Source organism: Algoriella xinjiangensis, from assembly GCF_900115015.1.
Lineage (GTDB): Bacteria > Bacteroidota > Bacteroidia > Flavobacteriales > Weeksellaceae > Empedobacter > Empedobacter xinjiangensis.
In genome coordinates this window covers 229,625-248,494 of sequence record NZ_FOUZ01000001.1, presented here as the reverse complement: position 1 = coordinate 248,494, position 18,870 = coordinate 229,625, and the positions used below count along the sequence as shown (strand labels likewise).

Below are 18,870 nucleotides of genomic sequence, written 5' to 3'. Positions count from 1 at the left end.
AATAAAACGAATGAAAAAAATTACCGCAAGCTTATTGATTTTAGCATCGGCTTTTTCGTATGCTCAAACATTTGATACTAAAGCTGAAGCAGAAAGTGCTTTGAAGAATGAACTTAAAGAGCCAAATCCTATAATGACTGGTGCTCCATTCTTAAGAATTTCACCAGATGCACGTGCAGGAGGTTTAGGAGATCAAGGTGTTGCTACATCTGCTGATAATTATTCTCAATTCTGGAATGCTGCAAAATATTCATTTGCAAAAGATTATTCGGGAGTAGCCTTTTCATATACACCATATATGACATCTTTAACAAGTGATGTTTTCTTATTAAATGCGACGTATTACACATTTTTAGGAGAAGATGAACGTAGTACATTAGGTGCAAGTATCTACTATTTTAATATGGGAGAGATTGAACTAAATAGTCTTGGTGTAAATAACGAAATTGTACCTAATGGTATGGCAAAACCAAACGAATTTTCGATTGATTTATCGTATGGTTTACGCTTAACAGACAATTATTCTATGGCTGTTACAGGACGTTTTATTCGTTCAGATTTATTCAACGGAATTAGCGATGGTACTGTACAAGCTGCAAATACATTTGCGGTAGATTTAGCAGGTTATTATGAATCTGAAACAATGGATACCAATAATTTTGAAGGTAAATTACGTGGAGGTTTTCAAGTCTCTAACATTGGTCCAAAATTAGATTATTCAAATTCAGAAGATAATGCATCATATTTGCCAACAACATTACGTTTAGGAGTTGGGTATGATTTTAAATTTGATGATTATAACAAAGTAGGAATTACAACAGAGTTTTCTAAGCTATTAGTACCTACGCCAGATATTAGAATTGAAGAAACTGTTGATGGAAATGGAAATTCTCAGTATACAGTTGTCAGAGATATACCAAATAAAGGAGTGATGGAAAGTATGTTCGGATCTTTTGGTGATGCACCAGGAGGAGGAAGCGAAGAGTTAAAAGAAATTATGTATTCTGTAGGTGCAGAGTATTCTTATAACGATGCTTTATTTGTACGTGCAGGTTATTTTCATGAAAGTAAAATGAAAGGAGATCGTCAACATTTAACTTTAGGTTTAGGGCTTAAATACAATGCGTTTGCATTTAATGCATCTTACTTAGTTCCGATGTCAGACACAAACAATGCCTTAGAAAATACATTACGTTTTGGTATTGCGTGGAATTTTGGAGGAGAAACACAAAATAATTACGATTATTAAAATATAGTTAAATATTATCACATAAAAGAGGTTAGCCATTGGTTAACCTCTTTTTTTTATTAACTTATATCAAGTTTTAAAACCAAACTTAAATTTAATTTTATAAAAAAAAATAAAATGTCAAACGTAGGATTAATATTAGAAGAAAAAGCAGCCGATATTGGTAACTTTATGGTGGGACGATTGTTACCATTTCGTCAAAAAAGACATGTCGGTCCATTTGTTTTTATCGACCACATGGGCCCAGCTAAACTAAAAGATTATCAAAATCTTGATGTTGGTCCGCATCCGCATATTGGTCTTTCTACATTAACTTATTTATTTGAAGGTTCAATCATGCACCGCGATAGTTTGGGTAGCGAAATCGAAATAAAACCTGGCGCTGTAAATTGGATGACAGCAGGTAAAGGAGTTGTGCATTCGGAACGCACGCCCGAATATTTACGTACAACAGATAAAACCTTGCATGGTTTACAAATTTGGGTTGCTTTGCCAAAAGAATTGGAAGATATGGAGCCAAGTTTTGTACATGTAGAAGAAGATAAATTACCAAATTGGTCTGATGATAATGCAGATTATAAGCTGATTGCGGGTCAATTTAGAGAATACACGTCGGGTGTTCCCGTTTATTCGCCTTTGTATTTTATTGAGATTAAAGCCAAAAATGATTTTAAAGTTTCGTTAGGACAAGATTTATACGGAGAATCTGCTTTATATGTTTTAGAAGGAGAAATAAAAGACGGCGATTTTACTTACGGTACAAAACAATTATTAGTTGCAAAAGATGCTAAATTGTGCGAATTTGAAATGACAGCAGGAACAACTGTTTATATTTTTGGAGGAGAAGCTTTACCTGAAGAACATTTTATTTTCTGGAATTTTGTGAGTTCTTCTCGCGAAACAATTGATAAAGCGAAAGAAGATTGGATAAACGATCGTTTTCCTCATGTACCAAATGAAACTGGGCGCGTGCCGTTACCAGAAGCGCAAGCAAAATCTAAATTGAAAGAATAAAACAAAAAATTATGAGTGATATTAATATAACTTCAAGATCAACAGATAAAAATTATATTTCTGAAATAGAAGCAGGAAAGCATCAATTTACAGTTGATGAACCAATTGATAAAGGCGGATTAGATACTGCTGCAAAACCAAGCGAATTGTTAGGTGCAGCGCTTGCTTCGTGTACATCAATCACCTTACAAATGTATATGAATCACAAAGAATTTCCCTACGATAAAGTAGAAGTTGATGTAAATTTTGATGTTTCGACAACAGAGCCAATTAAATTTCAGCGTCATGTAACAATTGAAGGTAAATTTGATGAAAAGCAACAAACAAGATTAGAAAAAGTTGCAAATTCTTGCCCAATTCATAAAATTTTAGAACGTGGTCATGTGATAGAAACAACCATAGATTTTGTTTAAAATTTAGACAAAATAAAAAGCCTCTAATTTATGTTAGAGGCTTTTTTTATACTATTTTTTTAAAATCGATTTAGCTTACTTTGGTGGGATAATTCGAAATTCCTTCGATTACGATTTTCTTGTTATTTTTAAGTAAAACAATTAATTGTCTTAATTTTTCGGCATTGTTATCACTGTTAAACATATCATCGTGCATTAAAATAACCAAATGATTTTTCTCAAATGTTTTATTTTGATCCAAACGATGTACAATTCCGTCATATATTTTTTGTGGAGCAGCTAAATCATGCGTTGACGATTTTTTTGCAGCTCTTTCCCATTCATAATCCCAACCATAAATGTAATATTGGTTTTTAGCCAATAAATCTGCTGCTGGAATAGAATTTTTAACGGGATCATTCTTTTTACGTTTGTTTATACGCCACGTATTACGCGCAGGCAAACGAACCCAACGCGAATGTATGTCCAAAACAACTTCGTTTTTACGAATATCTTCTAATACATTTTCGGGCATGCTATAAAATGCTTTGTATTTATTGCGTGCATGTGAATATGTATGATTTGCAATTTCTACATTCGGATTTACTTTGTAATCTTCTACATTTTGCTTCAATTCTTTAGTAAAAGCATTAAAACCAACTAAAAAAACAGTTCCTTTTACATTTTCTTCAGTCAAAATTTTGTTGATGTTTTTACTTCCTTTGTAAGGTCCATCATCAAAAGTTAAATACACATATTGCTTTGTCGAATCAATTGGATTTTGATTGTCATTTTTAGCAATTGTATCTGATAAATGATTTAAAGTATCTGTTTTTATCGTGTATAAAGAGTCAGAATCTTCTTGCAAAATTTCTTTTGGTTCAGAAATTTGGGCTGAAGAATTTGTTGAGGTTTGATCATTTTTACAAGAAAAAGTAATCAGTAGCGAGCTTAATAATAAAGCATTTCTTAAATGCTTGTTTAGGATAAACATGTGTGATTTAGGTTTTGAGCGAAATTAGTAAATATTAAATTATCAACGTGTTAAATAATGATGTTATTTATCAGATAATTAAGCTTTTACGGTTTCTAATTGTTGTAAATAATTTTTAATAGTTTGCAAAACACCATCTTCATCATTAGAAGGAGCTAAATAGTTAGCTGTATTTTTAACAATTGGATGCGCATTTTGCATAGCGAAACTATATTTAGCCAAATTTAGCATTTCCAAATCATTCATAAAATCCCCAAAAACCATGATTTCTTCCGAAGAAATATTCAATTTATTCATCAATGTTTCTAAAGCAACACCTTTGTTCGATTTTTCGTTCATAATATCCAACCAAACTTCGCCAGAAACAACAACTTTCAAACCATATTTTTCGAACGCTAAAACATTTTTGTACACATGTTCTTCCGTTCCTTTTGGATGATTGATGGCAATTTTGATAAATTGTTCGTCTTTGATTTTTGTTAAATCGTCAACCCATTCATTTTTTGCGTAATAGTTTTTGTAATATTCGATAAAAACATCATCTTTAGATTCTACATAAGCTGCATTTTTACCAGCTAAAACAATATTTGCACCGTCTATTTTACGAACTTCTTCGATGATTTCTTTTACAACTGAAAAATCTAATTCATCTACAAAAACTTCTTCTCCTTTGTAAGTAACAAAAGTTCCGTTTTCGGCAATAATTGCCAATTCGTCTTTTATAGATTCAAAATAACTGATGATACTGTAATATTGACGACCACTTGCGGGTACAAAAGTGATGTCATTTTCTTTTAATTGTTGATAGATTTTGTGAAATTCTGGATTTAATGTATGGTCCGAACGCAACAAAGTTCCGTCCATATCTGTCACGATTAATTTTATATTTTGCATGGAATTTATTCTAATAAAAAAGGCCTCAACTTGAGGCCTTAAAGTTACTTATAAATTTTTATTTTGTTCATCTTCGTTTCCGACAATATTTCGGACAATTCCGGGATTAGAGTTTTTCTTCTTCATTTTTAAGTTCAAGAACTCTACTAAAACAGAGAATCCCATTGCAAAATAAATGTATCCTTTTGAGATATGTTGATCAAAACCTTCGGCTAATAACGAAACTCCAATTAATAGTAAGAATGATAAAGCTAGCATTTTTACAGTTGGATGATCATTTACGAATTTAGAAACTGCGCTTGCAGAAAGCATCATTACTGCAACTGCAATAACAACTGCAACTATCATTACTTCGATATGTTCTGCCATACCAACGGCTGTAATTACAGAGTCTAAAGAAAAAACAATATCTAAAATTAAGATTTGTACAATTGTACCTGCAAAAGAATGTATTTTAACTTTTCCACCTTCTTCTACAACACCTTCTATTTTGTGGTGAATTTCTACTGTAGATTTATAAATTAAGAATAAACCTCCAATCAATAAGATTAAATCTCGACCAGAAATGGCTAATTTATCGTGCCAATCGCCAGAAGTTATACCAATCCAATCGCCAATATTAAACATCGGATTTGTTAAACTCATCACCCAGCTTAGTGAAAACAATAAAAGTACACGCGTAAACATGGCTAAAAATAAACCGAGTTGTTGGGCTTTCTTTTGTTGATGAACAGGCAGTTTACCTGATAAAATAGAGATAAAAACGATGTTGTCAATTCCTAAAACAATTTCTAACATGGTTAATGTAAATAATGCGATTAACGCATCGGGCTGTAAAAAAATACTAAAGTCCATACATAAATTTTGAAGCCCGAAAATACAATCGTTTCCTAGAATTAATATTCTCGAAATAATTATTTAATGTTAATTTAATATTGACAAAATAATCGCTTTGTTTTGAATATTAAAATTGCCAAAATAATTTTTATTACAGATTATTGCATACTTCAGTTTATAGCGAATAATAGGATAGATTTAAATTGACGAAGACCATTTAGAACCAAAAGTGACATTACCTTCTTGTAGCACAATATCCGAATGAAGAAACTCTGCTGCGTCTGCAGATTTTTTAACTTTTATACTACTACGATCAATCATTTCTTTTTCGAAAGGTTGTAAAACTTCTTCGCGTAAATGATGCTCATTATCTTGTTGATTATATACTGCGCTAATTTTCTGCGCCAATAACAAGGCATCTAACAATGCTTGATTTGCACCTTGACCTTTAAAAGGACTCATCGGATGCGCTGCATCGCCTAATAAAGTAACAGAACCAGCATTTTTTAATAAATCTTGGTTTAATAAATCTCTATCATAAACAGGATATCCGGTAATTTCTTTTGTTTCGGTTGCTGCTAAAATTTGCGGAATAGGGCTGTGCCATTGCGCTCTTTTACAAACTTCAATCTTTAATTCTTCAGCGCCTTTTTTGCTCAATACTTTAGCTTCATCTTCTGATATCGGATAACTAAATTGCCACATTATTGAGTCTTTATCATATGGCATCATGTACATTCGTTCAGTACCATTTGCTGTTTGAAATACGGTTGCACCATCTAATAAAGCATGGTTTTCTAAATTTTCTAAAGCATTTAATTTACAGATTCCTAAAATGACAATACATCCTAAATAACGCAATGGACTAATTTTTTCGTCTATCAATAATCGCCGAACCGAGCTGCGTATACCGTCTGCACCAACAATTAAATCAGCTTTAAAATGTTTTTTAATTCCATTAACTTCAAATGTTAATTCAGCTTTTTTATCTAATGTATAGTTTATGAATTGATGGCTCCATAACACTTGGTTATCACCACCTAATTGGTTTAAGAGAGCCAATCGTAAAGATTGTCGCGCAATATGAATATTGGTATGTTTGTTCTTATTTTTGTTTTGGATAGTTTCTTTGGCAAGTAATTTTCTAATTCCCCATTCTCCAATAATATTTCCATCAATTGTGTGTGCCAAATGTAAGGTAGAAACCAACCCATGATCTAAAGTAGTAAGACCAAATTTTTTTATCTCTTTACTGGCTTGTTGTAAAGTTAATCCGTAACCTTGAGAACGATCATTAAAAGAATGATCTCTTTCAAAAAGTGTAAAAGGAATTTGGCGATGTAAACATGCTAATGCTAGCGCAATACCACCAATACCAGCACCAATAATAGCGACATGCGGATATTTGTTTTCATCAGCCAAAGGACGTTCATTGGTTAACTCTAAACCTGTGCCAGAACACGAAGTACAAATTTGTATTGAGTTTTTAGGTTTAATCGGAACAATGGTTGCGGATTCATTTTTTTTAAATTGTGCAAGCGCAGATTCATAACGCAAGAGTTTTTTTTTCGAAAGTCCTTGACTTTTTTTTCCACGACCTTTGCAAGCTTTACAACTTATCCAATTTTCTATTTTACTCAATTTTTTAAAATTATTTTACAAAAATAATATAAAACTAAGTGTTACTCTAAATTTTTAAAGAAAATTGGAGAATAATTACTGTTCTTTTGGTTCTTATTTCGGCATGTTTAGAGATAAATATGGAATAGAATGGCTGTAAAAATACATAAATTTTGAAGCCCGAAAATAGAATCGATAGCTAGAATTAATATTGACAAAATAATTCTCTAAAAACCTTTTAAAAATAAGGAATTAAACACCTATTTTTGCCAAAAGTTTGAAATGATATCTAAAGTACAATTTCGCCTCCAGTTTTTAGTTTTACTGTGGGGTTTTACAGGCGTTTTTGGTAAGCTTGTTACCTTAAGTGCATTGCCAATGGTTTGGTATAGAGTGTTGATTGCTGCAATTGCGGTTTTTATTTACATGAAATATAAAAAAATTGACTTTAAAGTTTCAAAAAATACACTGCTAAAATTATTAGGAATTGGTGGAATTGTAGGAATGCATTGGTTTACATTTTATTTATCAATTAAGGTTTCTAACGTTTCTATCGCGCTAAGTACACTTTCTATGGGTGCTTTATTTACGGCAGTTTTAGAACCTATTTTTTATCGACGAAAAATAAATCTCTACGAAGTTTTATTAGCCGTTGTTGTTTCGGCTTGTGTTGTGGTTATTTTTAATGCATCGCCCGAATATAAGATGGGAATTATTTATGGTATAATTTGTAGTTTTTTATCTGCTTTATTTGCTGTTTTTAATTCGAGAATACAAAAAGATGCTGTGCCTACTCAAGTTACTTTTTATGAAATGATTGGAGGTATTATTACAATTTCGTTAGTGATGTTGTTTTTTCAGCCATCAGGTTTCGAAGAAGTTTTTACGGTAAGTTGGTCTAATTTAGGCTGGTTAACTTTACTTGGAGTTATTTTTACGGCATATGCACAAATAGAATCGGTTGATTTGTTTAAATATGTAAGTGCTTATACAATGTTATTAAACGTAAATTTAGAACCCGTTTATGGCATCATTTTGGCAAGTCTTATTTTTGGAGATTCGGAACAGATGACTCCTGTATTTTACATTGCTACAGCGGTAATGGTACTATCTATCGTAGTCAATGGTTTAGTGAAAGCAAAATTTTCTAAATAATTTATTGTCATAAAGACGCATTTATTATATTAACTCATTCCGAAGTATTATCTTTGCTTCAATTGAAAAGTAATACATTATCCTATGATAAAATCTATTATTACTGGAGTAGGGCATTATGTACCTGAAAGAGTTGTAACTAATTTCGACTTAGCTAAAGTAATGGACACCAACGACGAGTGGATCCAAGAAAGAACTGGTATTGTTGAAAGAAGACACATCGAGCCAAATTCTAAAATATCATCAACAGATTTAGGAGTTAAGGCGGCTAAAAATGCATTAGAAGACGCAGGTATAACTGCTCAAGATATCGACTTTATATTGTTTGCAACACTTTCGCCAGATTATTATTTTCCTGGAAATGGTGTATTGGTACAACGCGAATTAGGTTGTAAAACAATTGGGGCAATGGATATTCGTAACCAATGTTCGGGTTTTGTATATGCAATGTCTACTGCAGATGCGTTTATTAGAGCGGGTGTTTACAAAAATATATTGGTAATTGGCGCAGAAGTACATTCGTTCGGATTAGATATGTCGGATGAAGGACGCGGCGTTTCTGTTATTTTTGGAGATGGAGCAGGAGCGGTAATCGTATCGGCTTCGGAAGAAGAAGGACGTGGAATTTTATCAACTAATTTACATTCGGAAGGAGAATATGCCGAAGAATTAGCGGTTACTTTCCCAGGAACAAAAACGGGTTGGTCGGACGAAATATTGAAAGAAGATCACAAGATTACGAATAAAGAAATTTATCCGTATATGAACGGGAATTACGTTTTTAAACATGCAGTAACTCGTTTTCCAGAATCGATAATGGAGGCATTAGCGGCAGCAAATAAAACACCAGATGATGTTGATTTATTTATTCCGCATCAAGCAAATTTGAGAATTTCTCAGTTTGTACAAAAACAATTGGGTTTCCCAGACGAAAAAGTGTACAATAACATTATGCGTTACGGAAATACAACTGCAGCATCTATTCCGATTGCTTTAAGTGAAGCAAAAAAAGATGGAAAAATCAAAAAAGGAGATTTAGTTTTAATGACAGCTTTTGGAGCTGGATTTACTTGGGGATCTGTTTTATTAAATTGGTAAAACAAGTTTTTTTAAATTAATATACAAAACCCCTTTACTGAAAAGTGAAGGGGTTTTATTTTACAATATATTGATTTTGAAAAATAGTTATTTGAGTTTAAGTTATACAACTTAAAATACTATATAAAATAATGGTTTTATTAAGTGATTGAGCGTGAGTAGTTTTTAAAATTTAAGTTGATAAAATTCATTACTTTTTTATAACAAGAATCAATACGATTATAATTATATTTGTAGAGTAAAATAAATTAATAATATCAAAATAAAACTATATGAGTTCTTATGATGTAGCCGTAATAGGTGCAGGACCTGGTGGATATGTGGCAGCAATACGTTGTGCACAATTAGGATTTAAAACTGCAATTATCGAAAAACAAGCTTTAGGAGGTACATGTCTTAATGTTGGATGTATTCCCTCAAAAGCGTTATTAGATTCTTCTCACCACTATTACGATGCTGTTACTCACTTTAAAGAGCACGGAATCGATATCGATACGCCAAAAGTTAACTTTACTCAAATGATTGCTCGTAAACAAAATGTTATCGACACAAACGTTGCAGGTATCGAATATTTAATGGGTAAAAACAACATCGATGTTTTAAAAGGTACAGGAGCATTTAAAGATGCTACTCATATTATTGTAACTGCTGTAGACGGTTCTACACAAGAAATCGAAGCAAAAAATACAATTATTGCAACTGGATCAGTTTCTTCAGAATTACCTTTTGCACCAACAGATGGTACAAGAATTATTACTTCTACAGAAGCATTAGCTTTAACAGAAGTACCTGCACATTTAATTGTAATTGGTGGTGGAGTTATTGGTTTAGAGTTAGGTTCTGTTTACTTACGTTTAGGTTCTCAAGTAACTGTTGTAGAATATGCAGATCGTGTAATTCCAGGAATGGACGGTGCTTTGTCTAAAGAATTGACAAAAGTATTGAAAAAACAAGGAATGAAATTTTACACGTCTACAGGTGTAACTTCTGTAGTAAACAACGGAAACGATGTTACTTTAAAAGCAACAAACAAAAAAGGTGAAGAAATCGAAATTCAAGGTGATTATGCTTTAGTAGCAGTTGGTCGTCGTGCATTTACAGGTTCTTTAGGTTTAGATACTGTTGGAGTAGAAGTTGACGAAAGAGGTCGTATCAAAACAAACGGTCACTTACAAACTAATGTTTCTAACATTTATGCAATTGGTGACGTAGTTGCTGGTGCAATGTTAGCACACAAAGCAGAAGAAGAAGGTACTTTGGTTGCTGAGCAATTAGCAGGTCAAAAACCTCATATTGACTATAACTTAATTCCAGGTGTTGTTTATACTTGGCCAGAAGTTGCAGGAGTTGGTAAAACAGAAGAGCAATTAAAAGAAGAAGGAGTAGAATACAAAGTAGGTTCTTTCCCATTCAAAGCTTTAGGTCGCGCTCGTGCATCTATGGATACAGACGGTTTTGCTAAAATTTTAGCAGACAAAAATACTGACGAAGTTTTAGGAGTTCATATTATTGGTGCTCGTGCTGCAGATTTAATTGCAGAAGGTGTTACAGCAATGGAATTCCGTGCGTCTGCAGAAGATATTTCAAGAATGTCACATGCTCACCCAACTTTCTCAGAAGCGATTAAAGAAGCTGCTTTGGCTGCAACTGCAAATCGTGCAATTCACGCTTAATCAAATCGATTTAAGATAATTTCTAAAAAGCTGTTCGTAAGAGCAGCTTTTTTTATTAATTTTAACGATAATTTTCAAGAACATGGATAATATAATCAACAGTATAAAAGAACATTGGGATACTATTTTAATTACAGTTTTAGCAATTGCAATTTTCTATTCTGTTTTTCGATCTAAAATGAAAAAAGAAAAGTATCGAAATAAATAACTCAAAAAAGAGATTTCAATGGAAATCTCTTTTATTTTTGCTAAATGTTAGAAATTCTTTACCAAGACGAATACATTATTGCAATTAATAAACCAAGTGGATTATTGGTTCATAAATCATTTTATGCACGCGATGCAAAGGTTTTTGCAATTCAGGAATTGAGAAATCAAATAGGAGGACAGCATGTTTATCCTATTCATCGTTTAGACCGTAAAACGTCAGGTGTTTTGTTATTTGCATTGGATAAAGAGGCTTTAAAAATTATGAATGATCGTTTTGCGACGCGCGAAGTCGAAAAAAAATATTTAGCAATTTTACGCGGTTGGTCGCCCGACGAATTATCGATTGATTATGATTTAACCAATGATGATGGCGTTAAACAAAATGCAATAACATATTTTCATCGCTTGCAAAATGCCGAAATCGAATTAGAATTTAATAATCATCCAACTTCTCGTTATTGTTTGGTCGAAGCTATTCCCGAAACAGGGCGTATGCATCAATTACGAAAACATTTTAAACATATTTTACACCCAATTTTAGGCAGTCGCCCGCATGGTTGTAACAAACAAAATAAATTGTGGTTAGAGAATTTTGAACTGACTGGAATGATGTTGCATGCGCATCAATTAATTTTTAATCATCCGATTACGAATGAACAAGTTATTTTGAATGCAAAAATAAACGAAGAATTTAGTAGAGTAGGTGATATTCTGAATCTAGATTTAAGTAAGTATAAATAACTTATATCTGACAATTATTCATTTAAAATTTCTTAAATTAAAAGATTACGGAAACAATTATTTTTTTCCGTAACCGTTTTTTTTAGTTTAAATTATATTTTTATTTGAAACTGCATTTATCATAGCCATATTTCTTGCATGTGACTCTTCTTGATCTCTTTTTTCAATTTGATCAATTTGATTTGCAATAATAAGATTATGTGTACTTACTTTTGAAGGTATAGTAAATAAGTCAATTAAAGCCCAAATACCAAGACCACCTAAAGTAAACCAATATAAAATTTGTAATCCCCATTTTCCTAGATAAGCGTAGTGACATCCTAAAAAGAACCAACATAAGTAGGCAATTCCAGTTGATTTCATATTTGACATTAAGTAATGTTTATTCATTGTTTTATATTTTTCTCAAAAATAAATTTTTGTTTTCAAATAAAAATACGGGAAACCGTAAAAAATATTAATTGAAATTATTTACTTTTTAAGTAAAATATAATTAGACAACAATGCTTTTTATTCAATATATACAGTTTCTTTATGGATAAAAGATTTAAAAAAATGTATTGCTGATTTAAGTAAATAAATAATTATGTATATTCAAGAAATATCAATTGATATAAAAACGAACATAAATAAAGACTAAATTATTGATGAATCTGGTTTAGTTATTAAACTAAAAACCATTCTTAAATTAAGAATGGTTTTTTTATTAGTTTCTTTAAAGTCCAGAATTTGAAGTTGGAAAACAAGATTTTGGCAAAAAAACTTCTAAAAGCAATTATTGCTAATTTGATTAAGCTTTAAGTAAAATAATTATTTATTAATTGATTAAATTACCTGTTCCACAAACTTTAGGTCTCCACGTTTTTTCTATCACTTTACTACACGTTCCATTACTAATAGTTACTTTTGTATATGTAACTTTATTACTACAAGATACGCTAAATAAAGGTTCTCGTTCTATGAAGCTTGCATATCCACCATTTTCAAATTGAAATTCCCAAGAGTAGGTATAATTATTTGCATTCGGGTTTTGAATACTATTAGGAGCTGTATAAAAAAATACTTCATCAGATCCAAATTGATTAAGCTCAAAAATACCATTTTGCTCGATATTACATGTTTGCCCAAAAGCAAAACTTCCAATAGCAATTATTGCTAACGTGATTAAGTTTTTCATAAAAATAAAATTTTAATTTTGTTAATTCTTTTTAAAATGCGCAAGAAAAAGCCTGTGTTTCTTTAACTGTAGCTGTTCCAGTAATAATTCCTCCAAATTCGTTAATATATTGTTCAGCACAATCATATTGTTGAAAATATAATGTTGTATTATTAACTGTATTTACAACATAAGCTTGGATATAATTGATTGTTTTAGAACTTTTTTCTACAGAAGAAGTATTTTTAATAGGAGTAAATGAAAAGGATGAGAAACCTGTAACTAAAATTAGAGTTGTAAAAAATAATTGTTTCATAATAATCTTGTGTTAATTGTCTGAATACTAAAAGTATAAAACAAATTTTTAAAAAACAATAATGGTTAATTTAAAATATTTTTTATTTTATAGTATTTCAAAATCTTTATGACTATCTAATTTTTGACAGTTTATATAAAAATATATGTTCGAGAAATGTTAACCATTTACAATCTAGTAAATCATTTATAATGATAATTTTAATTAAGAGAAATAGTTTTAGGAAGTAAAAGTGTTAAAATACTGATAATGAATTAAATATTTCTTAATTTGCTGAGGTAAAAACCTAAAGCTTATGATGAAATCTATATTCTCTTTTTTAATTTTTGTTACAGTAATAAGTTGTTCGGATTTGAAAGAATCTAAAAAAGTATTATCTGCACAAGAATTAACACAAACTACCGCTTTTGTTGAAGCTTCGCCAGAAAAAAGGCAACAATTAGCAGAATTACAAGCATTTCAGAAAGATTTGCAAAGTAAAAAAATTGATAAAATTCCAGATTATTTGGGATGTCCAAAACGAGTTGAAGAAATTGATTTGGAAACCAGCAATTCAGTTATACGAAATGATGTTGAGTCAAATTCATTTCGATTATCATCAAGTTTAATTGCAACTAATTTTGATTTGGTCTACACCGAAATGGATTTAAATATAATAAACGAAGCGATAAAATCTTTTTCTTCAGAAGATATTTTAGCAAGTGATAGTCTTTCTACAAATTTAAAGATTGGTGAATGTATTTACCAAGCAGATATTTTAATGAAACCGAAAGAGGTTAATTTTAATATCAAATCTTTAACAGAAAAACCGGAGTGTAAAAAGAATCAGAAATGGAAATTTGTTTCGAATGGAGAAATTTTAGTACTCGATCATCGTAAAACATTATAAAAAAAGGAAGTTCAAATCGAACTTCCTTTTGTATTTTTAATGCGAATGTACATGCATAGAAACTGTCAAATAAGCCAGAACAAATCCGACCAATATCGAGGCAAATTTCTTTAAATTAAATTGATGACCTTCATTGGCTTCAAATAAAATAACGGTAGAAATATGTAAAAATATTCCCGAAACAATTGCGCTCATTTCTAATGAATAATTCGAAATAAGTGTATGTTTTCCTAAGAAATAACCAATTGGTGCTGCTAATGCAAAAAGTGTCATAAATAGAAATCGTCTAAAATACGATTCGGTATGTTGACATAAAGCGCTAAATAAAATCATAGAAACTGGAATATTATGCACAAAAATTGCCCACATAAAATTATGCGATTCGGCATTGGCAACTGGAATTCCTTCGATAATAGAATGGAGAAATAATCCTCCAAAAATACCAAACGGAAACTGCTCTTTTTTATGCAAATGGATATGTCCGTGTTCTACGCCTTTGCTTATTGTTTCTAAAATATATTGCACCACAACACCCAACAAAACATACAAACCAATCGCATGATGATCGTGATTAGCAGAAGGATGTCCGTAGACTTGTGGCAAAATCTCTAAAACGGTCATCGCCAAAAAAAACGCGCCGCTAAAGGTTAAAAGTAATTTTGAATTGTGTTTATTTCTCAGTAATAATTTCGAGAAAATAACACCGATAATTACACTTGAAATAAGAATTAAACTTTCTGTCATTTTTTAAGGACTAAAATTAGTCGGTCAGAATTATTTTCGTTAAAATCATCTAAATTATAATTTCCGAAAACTTCTTTTAATTCAAAACCTTCAGTTTCATAAATAGTTTTAAAATCGTTGAAATAAATTAAACGTACATATTCTTCAAAATGAAAAGTTTCGCCTTTATCAGTAAAATCAATTTCTTTTTTGATGAAACCATTTTCTACTGATTTTGTAATTTTGAATAAGATTTCATCAATCAATTTTTCTTCATACGGAATCATATTTGCCACCACTTTTTCGGCGTTCAAATAATCTAAAACAAAAATTCCGTGTTCTTTAATTTGTGTTTTTACGGCTTCAAAAACTTTAAAATTATCGTTGTAATCTTCAAAATATCCAAAACTTGTAAATAAGTTAAAAACAGCATCAAATTCGTTTTCATGATAAACTTCGCGCATATCATGAACTTCAAATTTTAAATGCTCATTTTCAAATTGTTTTGCATATTTTATGCTTTCAACAGACAAATCAATTCCTAAAACATTATAACCTAATTTGTTTAATGTAACCGCGTGGCGACCTTTTCCACAAGCCAAATCCAACACTTTTGCATGATTAGCTAAGTGCAAATTTTCAGTCAATTTTTTTATAAAATCTTCTGCTTCTGTTAAGCTTCTGTTTTTATATAATATATGATAATATGGTGAATTAAACCATTTTACAAACCATTCTAAATCCATAATTTTTTTATTTTTGGCAGTCAGGACAAGTTCCTGTAATGACGCAATTACAGTCTTTCATCGAAAAACCTTCGGGTAAATTGATTTTTATTTCTTCGTTTAAACAAATTAATTGATTGCATTTTGTACATCTAAAATGAAAATGATCGTGATGATGTTGAGTGTGTTCGCAGCAAGTTTTGCAGAGCGCGAAATAATTAATACCATCATCACCAACAACTTTATGCATTACACCATCTTCGCAAAAATTATTTAGAATGCGATAAATCGTCGCACGATCCATTTTTTCTTGCAATTGTGTTTCAATCTGTTCTTGGTTCAACGCCGAAGAACACGAATCGAACAAATCTAAAACAGCTTGTTTTGTTGGTGTATTTCGTCTTTTCATTACTTAATGCAAATCTGTTGCAATAATACGATTATTAATTTAAAACAAAAAATCCTATTCGGTAAGAATAGGATTTTGAGAAATATTTTTTGTGATGAATTCTTATTTAGAAATAGGAGCACATTTTTCTTTTAACCAAAGATTTTCTTTTTCGTTTAAGAAAGAATTTAATTGATCAAAAACAAATTGATGGTAATTATTTAACCAAGTTATTTCTTCATCAGTTAAGATTGTTACATCAATTAATGTTTTATCGATAGGTGAAATTGTAATCGTTTCAAATTTATAGAAATCTCCAAATTGAGTTGATAATGCAGGTTGTACAACAATTAAATTTTCAATTCTGATTCCATATTCACCATCGCGATACAAACCTGGTTCGTTAGAAAGTACCATTCCTGGTTTCAGGGTTGTTAAATTTTCTTCAGCTCTAATACTTTGTGGACCTTCGTGTACGCATAAAAAATGTCCAACTCCGTGACCAGTTCCATGACCATAATTAAAACCGTTATCCCAAAGCGCTTTTCGTGCAAAAGCATCTAATTGAGAACCGCGCGTGTTGGCAGGAAAAATAATTTCTGATAAATTAATCATTCCTTTTAAAACTAATGTATAATCAGTTTTTTGTTGTGATGTCGGCGTTCCTAAAATTAAAGTTCGGGTAATATCTGTTGTTCCTTCTAAAAATTGAGCACCAGAATCTATCAATAACATTTTATCTGTACCCAAAGTATAAGCTGATTCTGGCGTTGCAGAATAATGATTCATTGCGCCGTGATCTGCATATCCACAGATTGTTCCGAAACTTGCACCTTTAAAATTCTCTTGTTCAGCTCTAAAAAATTTCAATTTTTCGTCAACTGTAACTTCGTTGATATTGTTGTTAATATTTTCTTCTAACCAGATAAAAAACTTTGTCAAAGCAACACCATCTTTTACCATTGCTTTTCTAAAACCATCTAATTCTATTTCATTTTTAATTGCTTTAAGACCAGTAACCGGCGAAGCAACTAAATTGATTGTAGATGTAGAAGAAATAGCTTCGTATAAGGCTTGATTTGTTTTGTTACCATCAAACAAAACGTGATCACTTTCGGTTAGATTATTTAAATAAGTATAAATATCTAAATACGATTGAATCGAAATTCCTTCTTGTGCTAAAGCCGATTTTGTTTCGTCTGTAACTTTTGTTTCGTCAATAAAAAGAATTGCTTTTTCTGCATCAACAAGTGCGTAAGAAATGGTTAATGGATTATAATTAACATCATTTCCGCGAATATTAAATAACCACGCAATTTCGTCTAAAGCTGATAAAATGTAAACATTTGTGTTGTTTTTCTTCATTTCATGACGAACTTCTACTAATTTTTCTGAAGCTGATTTTCCAGCAAATTTAGTTTCGTAAAGAAAGAAAGGATTAGTTGGTAAAGTTGGACGATTTTGCCAAGCTTCTTCGATTAAATCAACTGATTTAACGCCGATTTTATTGAAAGTTAATTCGTTATAATTTTGAATGTGCGCGAAATGTGAAAACATTTGAGGATTTAAACCAACAACTTCACCTTCTTTTAATTCAGAAATCAACCATTCGTTAACAGAAGGCGTTCCTTCCATTTTCATTTTCATCAACTCAAAAGTTGTTCCTTCTAATTGATCTTCTGCTTGAATAAAATAGCGAGAATCTGTCCAAAGAGCAGCTTTTTCTAAAGTAACAACAACGGTTCCTGCTGTTCCGTTAAAATTAGAAATCCATAAACGCTCTTTCCAATGATCTGGTAAATACTCGCTTCCGTGAGGATCAGTTCCAGAAATAATTGTTGCGCTTACACCATTTTTTTTCATAGCATCTCTCAACGAAGAAAGACGATCTGTAATTTTTTCCATTGTATTTTTTTCTACGATTGTTCAATAAATTTTACTGGCTAAAGATACAAATTTGAACAATAATATTAATAAAGTATATTGATTGGAATGCTAAATTTTGACACAATATTTTTATTGTTTTCTTTTGCAGGAATCCATTTAGGTATTTTCTTTATAACTTTTTCAATAGCTGTTTTAATAATTGGATTATCATTTCCTTTTATATTTCGCAATAGTATATTTCCGCTTTCATCAATATCCAATTCAATGTTTATTTTTATACTCTCTAAACCTGTATTGGTTAATAATTCTCCTGCATCAATATTATTTGCAATAGAACTTCTTAATTTTGTTAAACCACCTTCAAATTGTGCAGCATAATCATTTTCATTTGGCGGAGTTACACTAAAACTACCATTTTCAATTCCCGTAAATACTCGTCCAGATGAATTAATAAAAACACGATCAATACCATAAATAGTTTTAGAACTGACTAACTTTTTATTAAAAACAAACACATTATCATTCATTTTAAAATCAGTAATTAATTCTTCGTTATCCGTTTTATAGGATTTATCGATTAAAACTTTCGAAATAATAGAATCATTTAAGGTTTGCTGAATTTCGTAGACTTTTTTAGCTGGATTTTCGGTAGAAATTGCTTCAATAACTTTATAGGTATAATTATTTAAATCAAATTTTTTGATGGTTTCTTGTCCAAATAAGTTGATTGAAAAGAAAATGAAACTAAGAATAAGTGTATTTTTCATGATAGTATTTTAGGTGAGTTAAAAATATAGTTTTTTTAATATTAATATCGTTTTATACTATTATTTTTTGAGATTAAAACAATCTAACTTCTCAATTTCCTTTATTTCCCGTACTTTTGTAAAAAATTATTTCCTTGGAAAA

General features: G+C 30.8%; 21 protein-coding genes. 9 read left to right on the top strand and 12 right to left on the bottom strand.

All coding sequences use genetic code 11. From position 1 onward, the window contains the following. Positions 1–10: 10 nt before the first annotated feature. From porV to BM072_RS01080, 3 genes are all read left to right on the top strand, one after another. A complete protein-coding gene (gene porV / locus BM072_RS01090; protein WP_092905695.1) occupies positions 11–1,249 on the top strand; it encodes a type IX secretion system outer membrane channel protein PorV in 1,239 nt (412 codons plus the stop codon). A gap of 117 nt (positions 1,250–1,366) precedes the next feature. After that, positions 1,367–2,263, top strand: a complete 897-nt coding sequence (locus BM072_RS01085) for a pirin family protein (protein WP_092905693.1) — start codon at positions 1,367–1,369, stop codon at positions 2,261–2,263. A gap of 11 nt (positions 2,264–2,274) precedes the next feature. Beyond that, positions 2,275–2,676 (top strand): OsmC family protein, encoded by a 402-nt coding sequence (locus tag BM072_RS01080; RefSeq protein WP_092905692.1) that lies wholly within the window; start codon positions 2,275–2,277, stop codon positions 2,674–2,676. 70 nt (positions 2,677–2,746) lie between these two features. Here the strand turns inward: BM072_RS01080 and BM072_RS01075 are convergent, their stop codons facing one another. From BM072_RS01075 to BM072_RS01060, 4 genes are all read right to left on the bottom strand, one after another. Continuing rightward, a complete protein-coding gene (locus BM072_RS01075; RefSeq protein ID WP_092905690.1) occupies positions 2,747–3,649 on the bottom strand; it encodes a polysaccharide deacetylase family protein in 903 nt (300 codons plus the stop codon). A gap of 78 nt (positions 3,650–3,727) precedes the next feature. Then, entirely contained in the window at positions 3,728–4,543 is an 816-nt protein-coding gene (locus BM072_RS01070) for an HAD family hydrolase (protein ID WP_092905688.1), read from the bottom strand. A gap of 48 nt (positions 4,544–4,591) precedes the next feature. After that, complete coding sequence (locus BM072_RS01065) at positions 4,592–5,398, bottom strand: TerC family protein (RefSeq protein ID WP_092905686.1); 807 nt, start codon at positions 5,396–5,398, stop codon at positions 4,592–4,594. A gap of 180 nt (positions 5,399–5,578) precedes the next feature. Next, positions 5,579–7,021 carry an FAD-dependent oxidoreductase gene (locus BM072_RS01060; protein WP_092905684.1) on the bottom strand — a complete coding sequence of 481 codons (1,443 nt, stop codon included), beginning with the start codon at positions 7,019–7,021 and terminating at the stop codon, positions 5,579–5,581. 261 nt (positions 7,022–7,282) lie between these two features. Here BM072_RS01060 and BM072_RS01055 point away from each other — a divergent pair, with 261 nt between their 5' ends. The 5 genes from BM072_RS01055 (at position 7,283) to BM072_RS01040 (ending at position 11,877) form a co-directional block, all read left to right on the top strand. Next, a complete protein-coding gene (locus BM072_RS01055) occupies positions 7,283–8,155 on the top strand; it encodes a DMT family transporter (protein ID WP_092905681.1) in 873 nt (290 codons plus the stop codon). Positions 8,156–8,239: 84 nt separating this feature from the next. Continuing rightward, the gene (locus tag BM072_RS01050; protein WP_092905679.1) at positions 8,240–9,253 is read left to right on the top strand and encodes a beta-ketoacyl-ACP synthase III; all 1,014 of its coding nucleotides are present in this window, start codon (positions 8,240–8,242) and stop codon (positions 9,251–9,253) included. A gap of 272 nt (positions 9,254–9,525) precedes the next feature. After that, on the top strand, positions 9,526–10,926 hold the full coding sequence (lpdA, locus tag BM072_RS01045) for a dihydrolipoyl dehydrogenase (RefSeq protein WP_092905677.1): 1,401 nt from the start codon (positions 9,526–9,528) through the stop codon (positions 10,924–10,926). An 82-nt stretch (positions 10,927–11,008) separates the two neighbouring features. Next, positions 11,009–11,134: a hypothetical protein gene (locus BM072_RS15560; RefSeq protein ID WP_260562326.1), complete on the top strand. Its 126-nt coding sequence runs from the start codon at positions 11,009–11,011 to the stop codon at positions 11,132–11,134. A gap of 44 nt (positions 11,135–11,178) precedes the next feature. Continuing rightward, positions 11,179–11,877 carry a pseudouridine synthase gene (locus BM072_RS01040; protein WP_092905675.1) on the top strand — a complete coding sequence of 233 codons (699 nt, stop codon included), beginning with the start codon at positions 11,179–11,181 and terminating at the stop codon, positions 11,875–11,877. 87 nt (positions 11,878–11,964) lie between these two features. Here the strand turns inward: BM072_RS01040 and BM072_RS01035 are convergent, their stop codons facing one another. From BM072_RS01035 to BM072_RS01025, 3 genes are all read right to left on the bottom strand, one after another. After that, positions 11,965–12,240 carry a TM2 domain-containing protein gene (locus tag BM072_RS01035; protein WP_245752012.1) on the bottom strand — a complete coding sequence of 92 codons (276 nt, stop codon included), beginning with the start codon at positions 12,238–12,240 and terminating at the stop codon, positions 11,965–11,967. Positions 12,241–12,694: 454 nt separating this feature from the next. Then, the gene (locus tag BM072_RS01030) at positions 12,695–13,054 is read right to left on the bottom strand and encodes a hypothetical protein (RefSeq protein WP_092905672.1); all 360 of its coding nucleotides are present in this window, start codon (positions 13,052–13,054) and stop codon (positions 12,695–12,697) included. A gap of 31 nt (positions 13,055–13,085) precedes the next feature. Beyond that, on the bottom strand, positions 13,086–13,349 hold the full coding sequence (locus tag BM072_RS01025; RefSeq protein WP_092905670.1) for a hypothetical protein: 264 nt from the start codon (positions 13,347–13,349) through the stop codon (positions 13,086–13,088). 295 nt (positions 13,350–13,644) lie between these two features. On the opposite strand from BM072_RS01025, the gene BM072_RS01020 reads away from it, so the two are divergent. Further along, entirely contained in the window at positions 13,645–14,238 is a 594-nt protein-coding gene (locus BM072_RS01020) for a hypothetical protein (protein WP_092905668.1), read from the top strand. A 36-nt stretch (positions 14,239–14,274) separates the two neighbouring features. On the opposite strand, the gene BM072_RS01015 is transcribed toward BM072_RS01020, so the two are convergent. From BM072_RS01015 to BM072_RS00995, 5 genes are all read right to left on the bottom strand, one after another. After that, the gene (locus BM072_RS01015) at positions 14,275–14,982 is read right to left on the bottom strand and encodes a ZIP family metal transporter (protein ID WP_092905666.1); all 708 of its coding nucleotides are present in this window, start codon (positions 14,980–14,982) and stop codon (positions 14,275–14,277) included. Next, the gene (locus BM072_RS01010) at positions 14,979–15,707 is read right to left on the bottom strand and encodes a class I SAM-dependent methyltransferase (RefSeq protein ID WP_092905664.1); all 729 of its coding nucleotides are present in this window, start codon (positions 15,705–15,707) and stop codon (positions 14,979–14,981) included. The genes BM072_RS01015 and BM072_RS01010 overlap by 4 nt, the downstream gene beginning before the upstream one ends. A 7-nt stretch (positions 15,708–15,714) precedes the next feature. After that, complete coding sequence (locus tag BM072_RS01005; RefSeq protein ID WP_092905662.1) at positions 15,715–16,095, bottom strand: Fur family transcriptional regulator; 381 nt, start codon at positions 16,093–16,095, stop codon at positions 15,715–15,717. Between the two features lie 102 nt (positions 16,096–16,197). Continuing rightward, a complete protein-coding gene (locus BM072_RS01000) occupies positions 16,198–17,979 on the bottom strand; it encodes an aminopeptidase P family protein (protein ID WP_092905660.1) in 1,782 nt (593 codons plus the stop codon). 65 nt (positions 17,980–18,044) lie between these two features. Beyond that, positions 18,045–18,728 (bottom strand): hypothetical protein, encoded by a 684-nt coding sequence (locus BM072_RS00995; protein WP_092905658.1) that lies wholly within the window; start codon positions 18,726–18,728, stop codon positions 18,045–18,047. Positions 18,729–18,870 lie beyond the last annotated feature (142 nt).

Excerpts from the sequence above, each read along its gene's own strand:
- BM072_RS01085 (WP_092905693.1), top strand. The coding sequence starts at position 1,367 with ATGTCAAACGTAGGATTAATATTAGAAGAAAAAGCAGCCGATATTGGT.
- BM072_RS15560 (WP_260562326.1), top strand. The coding sequence starts at position 11,009 with ATGGATAATATAATCAACAGTATAAAAGAACATTGGGATACTATTTTA.
- BM072_RS01070 (WP_092905688.1), bottom strand. The coding sequence starts at position 4,543 with ATGCAAAATATAAAATTAATCGTGACAGATATGGACGGAACTTTGTTG.
- BM072_RS01075 (WP_092905690.1), bottom strand. The coding sequence starts at position 3,649 with ATGTTTATCCTAAACAAGCATTTAAGAAATGCTTTATTATTAAGCTCG.
- BM072_RS01065 (WP_092905686.1), bottom strand. The coding sequence starts at position 5,398 with ATGGACTTTAGTATTTTTTTACAGCCCGATGCGTTAATCGCATTATTT.
- BM072_RS01040 (WP_092905675.1), top strand. The coding sequence starts at position 11,179 with ATGTTAGAAATTCTTTACCAAGACGAATACATTATTGCAATTAATAAA.
- BM072_RS01055 (WP_092905681.1), top strand. The coding sequence starts at position 7,283 with ATGATATCTAAAGTACAATTTCGCCTCCAGTTTTTAGTTTTACTGTGG.
- lpdA (WP_092905677.1), top strand. The coding sequence starts at position 9,526 with ATGAGTTCTTATGATGTAGCCGTAATAGGTGCAGGACCTGGTGGATAT.
- BM072_RS01020 (WP_092905668.1), top strand. The coding sequence starts at position 13,645 with ATGATGAAATCTATATTCTCTTTTTTAATTTTTGTTACAGTAATAAGT.
- BM072_RS01000 (WP_092905660.1), bottom strand. The coding sequence starts at position 17,979 with ATGGAAAAAATTACAGATCGTCTTTCTTCGTTGAGAGATGCTATGAAA.
- BM072_RS00995 (WP_092905658.1), bottom strand. The coding sequence starts at position 18,728 with ATGAAAAATACACTTATTCTTAGTTTCATTTTCTTTTCAATCAACTTA.
- BM072_RS01080 (WP_092905692.1), top strand. The coding sequence starts at position 2,275 with ATGAGTGATATTAATATAACTTCAAGATCAACAGATAAAAATTATATT.
- porV (WP_092905695.1), top strand. The coding sequence starts at position 11 with ATGAAAAAAATTACCGCAAGCTTATTGATTTTAGCATCGGCTTTTTCG.
- BM072_RS01010 (WP_092905664.1), bottom strand. The coding sequence starts at position 15,707 with ATGGATTTAGAATGGTTTGTAAAATGGTTTAATTCACCATATTATCAT.
- BM072_RS01005 (WP_092905662.1), bottom strand. The coding sequence starts at position 16,095 with ATGAAAAGACGAAATACACCAACAAAACAAGCTGTTTTAGATTTGTTC.
- BM072_RS01015 (WP_092905666.1), bottom strand. The coding sequence starts at position 14,982 with ATGACAGAAAGTTTAATTCTTATTTCAAGTGTAATTATCGGTGTTATT.
- BM072_RS01025 (WP_092905670.1), bottom strand. The coding sequence starts at position 13,349 with ATGAAACAATTATTTTTTACAACTCTAATTTTAGTTACAGGTTTCTCA.
- BM072_RS01030 (WP_092905672.1), bottom strand. The coding sequence starts at position 13,054 with ATGAAAAACTTAATCACGTTAGCAATAATTGCTATTGGAAGTTTTGCT.
- BM072_RS01050 (WP_092905679.1), top strand. The coding sequence starts at position 8,240 with ATGATAAAATCTATTATTACTGGAGTAGGGCATTATGTACCTGAAAGA.
- BM072_RS01035 (WP_245752012.1), bottom strand. The coding sequence starts at position 12,240 with ATGAAATCAACTGGAATTGCCTACTTATGTTGGTTCTTTTTAGGATGT.